Origin of the sequence: Marinobacter sp. bablab_jr008, assembly GCF_016464145.1 — a bacterium.
Taxonomy (GTDB): domain Bacteria; phylum Pseudomonadota; class Gammaproteobacteria; order Pseudomonadales; family Oleiphilaceae; genus Marinobacter; species Marinobacter nauticus.
Map to the genome: position 1 here is coordinate 1 of NZ_JACDWW010000081.1, position 11,201 is coordinate 11,201.

The 11,201-nt window shown below is 55.9% G+C and carries 10 protein-coding genes and 1 pseudogene; 2 read left to right on the forward strand and 9 right to left on the reverse strand.

Annotated features, from left to right (window positions below):
- Positions 1 to 238 precede the first annotated feature (238 nt).
- Genes JIF53_RS16745 through JIF53_RS16775 form a run of 7 tightly spaced genes read right to left on the reverse strand, consistent with a single transcriptional unit; the run spans position 239 to position 7,176 of the window.
- Complete coding sequence (locus tag JIF53_RS16745; RefSeq protein WP_199453464.1) at positions 239 to 1,372, reverse strand: hypothetical protein; 1,134 nt, start codon at positions 1,370 to 1,372, stop codon at positions 239 to 241.
- Positions 1,365 to 3,875 (reverse strand): ABC transporter permease, encoded by a 2,511-nt coding sequence (locus JIF53_RS16750; RefSeq protein WP_199453466.1) that lies wholly within the window; start codon positions 3,873 to 3,875, stop codon positions 1,365 to 1,367. The genes JIF53_RS16745 and JIF53_RS16750 overlap by 8 nt, the downstream gene beginning before the upstream one ends.
- A complete protein-coding gene (locus tag JIF53_RS16755; protein ID WP_092033491.1) occupies positions 3,875 to 4,561 on the reverse strand; it encodes an ABC transporter ATP-binding protein in 687 nt (228 codons plus the stop codon). The genes JIF53_RS16750 and JIF53_RS16755 overlap by 1 nt, the downstream gene beginning before the upstream one ends.
- Positions 4,562 to 4,570: 9 nt before the next feature.
- Positions 4,571 to 5,317, reverse strand: coding sequence for an outer membrane lipoprotein-sorting protein (locus tag JIF53_RS16760; RefSeq protein WP_199453468.1), 747 nt, complete (start codon positions 5,315 to 5,317; stop codon positions 4,571 to 4,573).
- Positions 5,318 to 5,335: 18 nt separating this feature from the next.
- Positions 5,336 to 6,268, reverse strand: a complete 933-nt coding sequence (locus JIF53_RS16765) for a DMT family transporter (protein WP_289008981.1) — start codon at positions 6,266 to 6,268, stop codon at positions 5,336 to 5,338.
- A 43-nt stretch (positions 6,269 to 6,311) separates the two neighbouring features.
- Complete coding sequence (locus JIF53_RS16770) at positions 6,312 to 6,962, reverse strand: methyltransferase family protein (protein WP_058091979.1); 651 nt, start codon at positions 6,960 to 6,962, stop codon at positions 6,312 to 6,314.
- Positions 6,955 to 7,176 carry a DUF2933 domain-containing protein gene (locus JIF53_RS16775; RefSeq protein ID WP_076657107.1) on the reverse strand — a complete coding sequence of 74 codons (222 nt, stop codon included), beginning with the start codon at positions 7,174 to 7,176 and terminating at the stop codon, positions 6,955 to 6,957. Before JIF53_RS16775 ends, JIF53_RS16770 begins: the two co-directional genes overlap by 8 nt.
- Before the next feature lie 714 nt (positions 7,177 to 7,890).
- Between JIF53_RS16775 and JIF53_RS16780 the strand changes: the two genes are divergently transcribed.
- Positions 7,891 to 8,850, forward strand: coding sequence for a hypothetical protein (locus tag JIF53_RS16780; RefSeq protein WP_228285604.1), 960 nt, complete (start codon positions 7,891 to 7,893; stop codon positions 8,848 to 8,850).
- A gap of 156 nt (positions 8,851 to 9,006) precedes the next feature.
- On the opposite strand, the gene JIF53_RS16785 is transcribed toward JIF53_RS16780, so the two are convergent.
- Positions 9,007 to 9,702: a hypothetical protein gene (locus JIF53_RS16785; RefSeq protein WP_199453474.1), complete on the reverse strand. Its 696-nt coding sequence runs from the start codon at positions 9,700 to 9,702 to the stop codon at positions 9,007 to 9,009.
- A gap of 15 nt (positions 9,703 to 9,717) precedes the next feature.
- Positions 9,718 to 10,452, reverse strand: coding sequence for a HupE/UreJ family protein (locus JIF53_RS16790; protein WP_199453476.1), 735 nt, complete (start codon positions 10,450 to 10,452; stop codon positions 9,718 to 9,720).
- Positions 10,453 to 10,964: 512 nt separating this feature from the next.
- Between JIF53_RS16790 and JIF53_RS16795 the strand changes: the two are divergent.
- A pseudogene (locus JIF53_RS16795) lies at positions 10,965 to 11,066 on the forward strand (metal-sensing transcriptional repressor); the annotation flags it as partial.
- Positions 11,067 to 11,201: the final 135 nt, after the last annotated feature.

An 11,201-nucleotide genomic window follows, 5' to 3' on the forward strand; every position in this document is an offset into this window, starting at 1 on the left:
AATCTCGCGGCGGGTTTTACGCTTCTTGGTCTGGTACTCGGCTTCGGAGAAGGTGATCTGATCCATGGTGGCAACGAATCCTGTGCAGTTGACGATGACCGTATTATCGCTGATTTTGAGACTTATTCAGAGCCTCCCTAATTAATCAAAAGCTCGTCCATCGAAAGAACTGCACCTTTCAGACTAAGTGGACGCCAACGCGATTAATCGTAAATTCATGACACTCTCGACAAGTTTTTTAGAAAAACCAATGAATCTCCATCAGCCCAAGCCGCTCCAGCCTCCCGTACTCGCTGTCCTGGTCACCTCCGAACCATTGGGCTCCGGCAGTGAAATAGATCTCCTGGCTCATCGGCAGTATCCATGTGGATCTCGGGTAAAGCACCCAACTGGCATCATCGGCATTACGGATGGTCACCACCCGGTACTGCCAGAACGGGTTGATATCCTGCCATACCAGTAGTCCGGCATAATGACGACCGGCATACAGGGGCCGTGCGGACACAAGATTGGCCAGACCTGTCGTCCCCGGCGGTACCGGCTGACCGTTATAGAAATATTCAACGGCCAGATTGAGCCCGTTGCGAAACGCCCAGTTCAGATCCGCGACTCCCTGCCAGTAACTGTCTCCCGCGCCTGGCTTGCTCCAGACGAGTTCTGTGCGCCAACCGGTGCCAGCCACGGAGCCACTGCCGCTGACACCCGCTTTGGTGACGTCGGCGAACTCGCCCATCATCACGCCGGCATCGACCCCGGCAACGAAGCGCTTGGCCCGTGCCGCCGTGCTGGCATTCTGGCCCCCGTGTTGCGGCGCATGCACGGCGCTTACCCGGCCCGTTGCACCCCAGGATCTGTCCCATAACAGCGCGTCCACGCCAATGCGCTCGTCCGGCTCCAGTTGGAGTGGGCTGACAGGATTGAGAATGTCCATGGGGTTCCAGATCAGGGCGGTTGACCAATTCACCTGCTGGCGACCAAATCGGAAATCACCGACCGGTGAGCGCCACTGTATCGTGCCACGGTAAAGCTGATGGCGCGCCAGCACATCCCTTGATTCATGCACGTCCCCCTGGAGATCCCAGTAGCGTGGATCGGGAGAACCCTTGAGCAGGGCAAACTCCGGGCTGTCCAGGAAACTGCCTGTCACCATTTCCAGGTCGTAAGCCGCATCCAGAACCCAGTCTTCATATCGGTAACGGGGCTCAATACGCAGGCGGGTCAGGTTCGAGAAGTAGGGATTGTCGTCAATCAACGAGCGCGACCCGGCACTTAGGTTCTTGAGCGACCCCGAATAGCTGAAGTCAGCCTCGGTGTTTGAAGCCAGCATCAGCCAGGCCATCGCGACCAGCATCAATGGAGATCGCCTAACCATGGCGGATGGCCTCCACCGGATCCAGTCGCGAGGCCCGCCAGGCCGGATACAGCGCCACCAGCACCGAGCACAGGAACAACAGAAGGCTGGGCAGCCAGACGTGATCGAAAATCAGCACCGGATAGATACGATCGGTAAGGCCGGGGATGGCTTCCAGAGCGCCGCTGATCGAGGACAGATCAATGCCGGAAGTGCCAAGCCAGACAACAAGCAGTCCGCCAACCACCGTTCCTGCCAGCATTCCCAGTATTGCCAGGAAGAACGCCTCAAACAGAATCGTCAGCTGCAGCTGGGCCCCTCTGGTTCCCAACGCCAGCATCACGCCCAGTTCCGGGGTACGTTCCATCACCGACATCACCATGGTGTTCATGACGCCAATGGCGACTACCACAAAGACCACTGACAGAATGAGATAGAAATCCACCTGGCTCATTTCCACCATCTGCACCACCACCGGGAGCAGGGTCTCCCAGTCCTGGGCCACCAGTTCGTCGTTGGTCAGAAGCGGCGACTGGTTCAGGGTTCGCGCCAGGGGCGCACTCTCCGCCCTGTCTGACAGCCTGAGTACGATCCGCGAGACTTCGTCTTCCAGCAGGCCACCCAGACGGCGGGCTGCCTCGATATCGGTGAAGACATACTCGGTGTCGAACAGGTCACTGCCAGTGCGATAGATACCGCGGATGGCCTGGGCACTGGAGGCAAGATCTCCGCCAGCCTGCTGGACCGTAATGACCAGCTTGTCCCCCAGCCGGGCGCCCAGCTCCTCAGCCAGTTTCTGGCCAATGACAATGCCCGTCTCCCCGGATTGAACGTAAGCGCCCTGCTCCATGTACCCTGAAAGTTCCGTAACCGCCCTCTCCTGCTCCGGTGCAATACCCACCAATTCCACCGGCAGACTCTTCCCGGGGTTTGCCACCATGGCACGCAGCAATACCCTGGGAGCGGCCGCCTCAACCTCAGGATGCTCCTGCAATCGCTGTTGCAAGGTTCGATTGTCGGCAATACGTAAATCTGGCGACAGATCCACGTCGTGACCCTTTGCCATCACCTGCACGTGCCCGCTGAGCTGCTGGGTCGAGTTCTGGATCATCTGCTCGAAGAAACCATCGGCGAAGGCGTACAGAAACAGATAGGCCGCCAGCCCGAATGCAGTGGCCGAGGCGGTAATCATCGACCGTCGCGGGTTTCGGAATACCGAACGGAGTGCCATTTGTGCGAAAATCAGCAGCCGGTGATCCGACGTCACCTGCCAGTGAATCCGGCGGATGCGATTGACCACCGCGCGCCGTGCCCCCATCGCCTCCAGCGGGCTGTTGCGACCCGCGTTCCAGGCCGGGAGGGCGGCCGCCAGCAGGGCTACCGACACCACCACAATGCCAATCACAACCAGGCGCTGAGCTTCGATGGTGGGATAAACGATGCCACTGAGCCCCGGCATGGTATCCATGGCCTTGATGTAGGCGCTGAAATCCAGCCCATTGCTACTGAAATAGCCGGTCACCGACAACCCAAGTACCAACCCCAACAGGTAGCCGAGACCGGCCAGAACCGTTGTTTCGAGAAGCACCAGCCAGACGATGCGACTGCTGGGCGTACCCAACGCCATCATTACACCGAATTCGCGGCCACGCTCCAGTACCGACATCAGAATGGTGTTAACGATACCGGCCGCCACCACCACAAACACCACGAAGATCACGATGTAGGCGACGGCGTCGTGAAAGGCAACCATCTGCACCAGCGATGGCATCAGCGCCGGCCAGCCCAGCACTTCCACGTTTCGATCGCGCAGCTGATTCCCGACAGTGCCGACCACCTCGTCGAGCCGGTCAGCATCCTGCACGCGGGCCGCAATCTCGGTAAACCGCCCCTGAAAGGCATACAGCGCCTGGGCAGAGGCCAAGGGCATCTGGCCCACGAAGCCATCAATTCGCTTGATGCCGGTCTCGAATACGCCCACCACTTCGAACCGGTCGGCGCCAATAGAGCCGTCCGACGCCTGCACCACCAGTACCAGCTCGTCGCCCGGGGAGACATCCAGGGCACCGGCGGCATCGACGCCAACAAGAATTTCATTGCCGCGTTCCAGGTAGCGACCACGGACAATCGACCGGTCAAGCCGGGTGACCCGTGATTCCGTCGCGCTGTCGACGCCAATCACCTGTAATGCCCGTGACTGGTCTTCACGGCTGGCCAGGGCATGGCCCGTCACCCGGGGGGTGGTTGCCGCCACACCGGCTACGGCCGATACCTCCTCTGTGAGATTCCAGCGCTCGGCCAGGGCAATGTTCATCTCTCTGTCATCGTGAAAGCCCCGCTGATGTACCTTCAGGTCGCCGGTCACATAGCCCGTCATGTTGTTGATCATCTGGGCGTTGATGCCATCAATGAATGCCCAGAGAAACACTAGCCCACCGACACCGACGGCCACCGACAACAGTGTGATGGCCGTACGCCGACGATTGACCCGAAGGTTGCCAAAAGCCAGACGTAGCCACGCCATCACGACCGTATTTCCTCACGCTCGACGCGGCCATCGCGGAGATGGATTACCCGCCGCGCGCGTTCCATCACCATCGGGTCATGGGTGGAGAAGACAAAGGTAATGCCATGCTCGGCATTGAGCTTACGCATCAAGTCCAGTAGCGCCGCGCCGGTCGTGGAATCGAGATTGGCCGTGGGCTCGTCGGCCAGGACAATCGCTGGCTTGCTGACAATCGCCCGGGCCACCGCAACACGCTGTTGCTGGCCGCCAGACAGTTCATGGGGCAGGCGCCGCTCCAGCCCTTGCAGGCCGACCTCCACCAGAATACGCCGGGCCTCGGCACGGCGCTCCCGAAACGGCACTCCGCGCAGCATCAGCACATACTCGACGTTCTCCTGAGCCGACAGCACGCCAATCAGGTTGTATTCCTGAAATACAAAGCCAACCTTCCACAGCCGCAGAAGGGTCCGCTTCTTTCGGCTAAGCCCGGTGATTTCCTCACCCGCCACCTGAATGCGCCCGCTATCCGGCTCGTCCAGGGCTCCAATCTGATTCAATAGCGTGGTTTTACCCGATCCAGACGGGCCCACCAAGGTTGTGAACTCCCCGGCCTCGATCGCGACCGACACCTCATCCAGGGCCTTGACGGCGATGGAATCCTGACGGTAAATTCGCGAGACTTTCTCCACATTGACGATGCTCATGCCGGCCCCTCACTGTGGGTTGCGCAGCCGGCGAAATGAAAACACCTGTTCATCGATCGGCAGGTCGAATTCAATAGAGTCAATCGTGATCACCGTGCGGGACTCGGGGTTATCGGCGTCCACCATCGTCCAGCGGGTGGGTATCCGCCGCCCATCCATGGTTTCGATCTGCTCATAGGTCATGCGTTTGACGATCTGATCGCGCTCGTCGTAGTAGGCAAGCGAAACCGGGATCGAGTCCTCCCGAACATTGAATTCAAGACGGCTCCACACTACCGAGGCATCAGGTCGGGGCGTCGAGACAACACGATACACAGGCACCTCACCGGAATCGTCGGTTTCGACCAATTCGTGGGTGTAGTCCTCGACGAACGAGCTTTCCTTGACCAGGTCGTCGTTGCTGAAGTTGGAGCCCATCCATGGCTGGAGCATCATCGACGGTGGGATCTTGATGGTGCGATCAACTTTGGGCAAGTAATTCCACATGGCATCGCCGATGCGCAGCGAGCCGATGCCGGCCTCTTTTTTGGGCGCGTGAATGCGAATCAACGTATGCTCCGGACGATTCATCCAGGCTTCCAGTTCCAGTGTGCGAGTCCAATACTCAGACTCGATCCGCATAGTGAAACGCCCGTGATTGCTGTCGGACCACAGAGTCTGTTCCATGCCTTCAATCAAGGAAACTGCCGAGGGAGGGCCCGCGATAAGCCGACCTGATGCGGCAAACAAAAGGAGAACGCTAATCCAGACTCTCATTGACTACTCCCTTTTCTACTATGAGCTACGGATCACCTTTGACTGTTCTCCGACAGCGGAACCGCTTGTTGTTTTCCGAGGCGCTTTGACAACGATCACCAAGCCGACAATTGTGATTCCTATCCCGATCATTTCCAGTGATGTGAAAGTTTCGCCGAACAAAAGCATTCCGATAGCGAGACCGAAAACAGGCGTTAAAAAGGTAAACGAATTGAGGCTATTCAAGGGCGCGCTGGCGAGCAAGGCATACCAGAGCACAACCATCATTGCCGTTGCCGGAATGGCCAGAACGAACATGGCAGTGGTAAATGACCAGGTCCAGTCAATCTCAAAGCCCTCGCCCAAGGTCACAGATGCTATTCCCAGAAACACTGAACCTATGGCAAGCTGAATGCCCATCGACCAATAGATATCATCACTGCCGGCCTGGTATTTAAGCAGCACGTTTCCAATGGCGGTTCCAATGGCACCACCAAGAACATAGACGGCACCTGAAAATCTGGCGTTACCAAATTCCATCTCTGGCATCGCTAGCACCACAACACCAATAAAACCGATCAAAAGGCCTACAAACACACGCCCGGTCACAACCTCTCGGACGATAAAAAATGAAAGAACCGCCGCAAACAGCGGTTGCGCATTAGCCAGAACGGTTGCAAGTCCTGGCCCCAGTTTGCCAGCTCCTAAAAACATCCCTCCAAGCCCCATGCCCGTGTAACTGAAGCCAATTGCGGCCAGTATCAGGAGCTGGCGAAGTGAATAACTGGGCCGACCACCTTTTGTAAAAGCGAGCAGAATCAGACAGAGCCCTGCCAGCAATGCGCGTAAAGCGGCAAAAAGCAAAGGTGGCGCGTCCGGCAACCCCACCACAATAAAAGGAAAGCAGATCGCCCAAAGAAAGGCGACAAGAACCATCCCAGCGACTGCACGTATCGAAAGTGATTGGTTCACCAACGGCTCCTTTATCTACCCATCAAATGAGTAGAGCTTTTGTTCAAGCTTGCCGCCCCAATCCGCGCAATCGCGGCAAAAACCTGGGAGTGTTGTCTGCATAGTGTCTCCAGGCTTCCCCGAACGTTTCTTCGGCTTCCCGTTCCTCACTGATCGATAACCGTGAATACATCCAGAGCAAAACCGGGAACATCGCCAGGGTTAACAGAGTCGGCCACTGCAGCAGGAAGCCAAACATTATCAAGACAAAGCCGACATACTGTGGATGCCGAACATACGAATAGAGACCTGTCGTAGCCAGCTTTCGCTCTTTTTGCGCCGCGTACAAGGTTCGCCACCCGGCGGCAATCAAGTAAAAACCTCCACCAATAAACACCGTACTCAACAAGTGGAAGGGGCCGAAATGGGGAGAACCCTGCCAACCAAAAAGCATTTCAAGCAGGTGCCCGCTATCGTGGGCAAGCCAATTTACATCGGGGTATTGAGTCTGAAGCCAACCGGATAGAAAATAGAGTGTCAACGGGAACCCATACATCTCAGTGAATAATGCCACGAGAAACGCGCTGAACGCGCCGAAGGATCGCCAGTCTCGTTGGGTCTGTGGCTTAAAAAAACTGAAAGCGAAGAAAATAAAGATCACCGAGTTAAGAACCACCAGCCCCCAAAGGCCGTAGTCGGACGAAGCATCAGTCATCGCGTTGGCCTCCGTTTTTGCCTTCTGGTTGATCGTGGTGGTTGTGGCCACCGTGACTCCCATGCCCTCCGTGCATAAACATATGAATAAACGGGCATGCAAGAAGGATTAACCACGGCAGAGCACCCAGAAGGTGAACCTTATGTTCGCCCCAGAGTAAAACCAAAGCGATAACCGCAAAAATTGCCAACGTAATCTTAAAACGCTTATCCATATAGATTCCCTTTGGGAAAAGCTTGTCAGTGGGGCTTACTGGCTAGTATGCCTCTAGCGATATTTGGTGACCTATCCCGTCCAAAGAAACGTCATCGATAATCTCCAGAGAGCCCGGATCAAGCACCCAGAGCTTGGCTTCGGCCCGACTGGTGATCAAAAGGCTGCCATCGACGGGAGAGATCGCCGCCCATTGTGAGAGTCGAAGATAGATGGCAAGCACCAATTTACCTAGCAGTAGTTCAACACGCGGAACTGAAACAGACCTGAAAACAGACACAAGATGTGGATCTATTTGACGCAAATCACAAATGCAAGATAGATTCTTCGAGCATTAAGTAAGCCGTTTCAACCATTGCAAACCTCGAATGACGGACTCCAGATGCCGGAACCTATTTATGAGAACAGACGAATAGCAAACAGCCGGGCCAACGAACTCAACCGCCAATGCTACTGCATCACTCTTGACCGAATAGCCCTCAACAAGAGCCTCCACAACCAGCTTTCAGATGCTGGAAGCGAACTGTCAACGCTCCCGGAGTTCGATCACCTTTTTTCAAACACACCGGTTTTCGTACCCCGAGCCGACATAGCGGAGATGGAGAGGATCGTTCAGTCGATTGAAGCGGCCTCAGAGCTTCCCTCGTACCGAGAACGAGTACTTTCCTGGGCACCGGAAATCGCACAGTTCAATCCAGGGCCCATCGGGGCGTTCATGGGCTATGATTTTCACATGGGTCCCGACGGCCCCCGGCTGATCGAAATCAACACCAACGCCGGTGGCGCCTTCCTGAACCTTGTCTTGTCGAGAGCCCAGCGCAATTGCTGCGACCCATCTCAACAACCCACAACACCCCAGCAGCCGCTCGACGGATTCGAGGACGCGGTGTTCTCAATGTTCAAACAGGAGTGGCAAAGCCAGCACGACAATTTCGGGCCCAGTTGCCTGGCCATAGTAGACGATGCCCCAAAGACACAATTTATGTTCCCCGAATTCCAGTTGGCCCAACAGATTCTCCGAGCCAAAGGAATTGATACATTGATACTCGATCCACAGGAGCTTCAGTATGCCGGCGGTACGCTGACAGCCCGCGGTAAGCCCATTGATATGGTCTACAACCGCCTGGTGGACTTCGCATTGGACGCCGCGCCCCATGCGGCATTAAGGCATGCCTATCTGGATGGCGCCGTGGTGGTAACGCCTAATCCCCATGTGCACGCTGTGCTGGCTGACAAGCGAAACCTGGCCCTGCTATCCGCACCCCACTCCCTTCGAGACTGGGGGCTCAATGAGGCCGATGCAGGCTACCTGGAGAGAGCCGTGCCGAAAACCAGGCAGGTTTCGAGGAACGACGCGGCTGAGTTGTGGAGTGCGCGACGTCATCTGTTCTTCAAGCCGGTTGCCGGCCATGGCAGCAAAGGCGTCTACCGGGGCGACAAACTAACCCGGCGCGTTTTCGAGAACATCCTGAATGGTGGCTACATCGCCCAGGACCTTGTCCCCGCTGGAGAACGAACCCTGAGAATTGACGATGCAGTAGTCACCCGAAAAGTCGACATTCGGCTGTATACCTACGCCGGCAAAAGTATGCTGGTTGCGGCGAGGATATACCAAGGCCAGACAACCAATTTTCGTACCCCCGGAGGTGGATTCGCTCCGGTTTTTCAGGTGTGATTATTACCTTTTCAATGAGCCAATATTTGATCGCATTAATGAAGAATTCCAGATTTTTGGTTTAGCGAACTGTAGAACATTAAGTTACTTAAGCACGGTCCGGACCTATGAAGACATAGGCCCGGAGACCCCTCGGCGCTTATTCGTTGGTGAACGTCACAACATCTTTTTAAACTGCCCGTAGTCTCCTCCGGTACGCAGTACCAGAGTGATGTCGTTGTCGTTCCGGTTTCTGAAGAACCAGCCGTGATTGCCGGTAAAGGCTGCTTTCAACTCGCCCTCGTCTTCAGGCACGCCCCGGCCTTTTTCGTAGGAAATTGACTGACCACTTCCATCACCATGGGTATCGAAGTTGATCGGGCCACCCTCTGATACCCAGGAGAATCGGGCTATAGCGCCTTCCTCCATAGTAAGTTTGAACTCTGTGCCTTCTCCCGGTGTGAGAACCACGCGTACTTCATCCTGCCACTGCGGTTCCACAACTTCTGGTGCAGGCGCAGGTTCTTGCTCGGCAGGTGCAACTTCTGCTTCAGGCGAGGGAGCTGGCTCCTTAACGGCCTCAGCCACGACAGGTTCTTTGACTTCCGGGGCCTCTCGCTCAGTTGAGGATTGAACAGCAACCATCTGAGCAGCTTCGTCAGCAGCAGCCTCTTCGGCGAGCTGCTCCTTGATCTCACCCATTTCAGTCAGGCCCAAAAGGCGACCTGCGCCTGTAGGGTCCAGGGCATACTCGGCGGGCATGACCACGGTTACCAGCAGAACCAGCGCCACAATTGCCGCAATGATGGTTGATCGAACCAGCTTGGCAGTGCTGGGCAGTTCTTCACGGTTGGGTATATCTGTGTTGTACATAAAAAATCTCCAGAATCAGGCGACAAAGTAACCGGTGAGCTGATAGCCAAAGAGCAGAAAACCTGCACTCATCATGGCGACGTTGGCGGTGTAGGCATGGCGGAAAAAGCCGTCGGTTTTTCGCCAGAAGCTGATGACGATCAGGATCATGGCCAGGGCGATCAACTGTCCGATTTCCACGCCCACATTGAAGGCGAGGAGGTTCGGAATCAGGCCGTCCTGTGAGATGTCGTATTCGATGATCTTGGTGGACAGACCAAAGCCATGGAAGAACCCGAAAATCAACGTGGCGGCCTTGGTGTTGGGCTGGAAGCCAAACCAGCGCTGATAGGCACCGATGTTGTCCAGTGCCTTGTACACGATGGACAGACCAATAATCGCATCAATGATGTAGCTATTGATGCCCACGTTGAAGTACACCCCGAGCAACATCGTCGTGGAATGCCCGAGGGCAAACAGGCTCACGTAGATCGCGATGTGCTTCATCTGGTAGAGGAAGAAAATGACACCTAGCAGGAACAGCAGGTGGTCATAGCCGGTGACCATGTGCTTTGCCCCCAGATAGGTGAATGCAATGAGGTTTACACCGGTAATTTCCTGGATGTACCCCTTGTCGCCCTGAGCGACTGCGTGCGCGAGCACATCCGTACTCATTCCCAGCAAGCCCAGGGTCAGAAATATCCAAAACAGACGACTGCCGCTGCCCGATAAGGACATTCTACGGCAACCGCCAAGCAAGCTTGACAACATAAAGACTCCAATCGAATTTGTTTTCTGAGGCCGCTCAAGCGGCAGGAATCAAATAGGAAGGGAGCCTTTCGGGGGGCGTTCGAGCCGATAGCGCAAACTGCGGGGGGAACCTCCGGCAAAGGGTACGGGCTGCCGGAGAACGGTCAGGCTTTGGGAAACAAACGGAACCCTGAGGTGGTCCACGGTCTCGTGGGTATGATTGCCAGCATCATGATGCACTGATGATGTCTCTGGATCTTCGTCAAAATCGTGGGTGTGTCCATGCGCACCATGACTGCCTGGGTAGCCGTCAGACTTCGATTCCCAATCGCCTGCCAAGTTGGCCACACCGTGAGAGAATGACTCGCCAATCACCGACAGTGACAGGCCCGCCAATGCAAGGAGTATGACGAGCGTTGGAAGCAGTTTTCTCGGGTGAATGGCCGAAATCATCAATCTACTGCGTCGAGTCTGTGGTTGGATTTCAACGAGAACGGAGGATACCATCCCCCCGTGGGGGATAGGAATTAAACATGGTAAATGATCACACGCATCAATCTCACCCGAACATTATCAAACGTCTGAAGCGGGCAAACGGCCATCTTGAAAGCGTGATTGGCATGATTGACCAGGGACTGGCAGTGTGCCTGAATGCGCTTTTTATAGACTGTAGGCGACTCGGGCTGATGCGAGACGACTGAGACAATAGCCGCATGAATGTTTGGGCCTATCGCCCACACATGCAGATCACTGACTTTGGCATCGTCGTC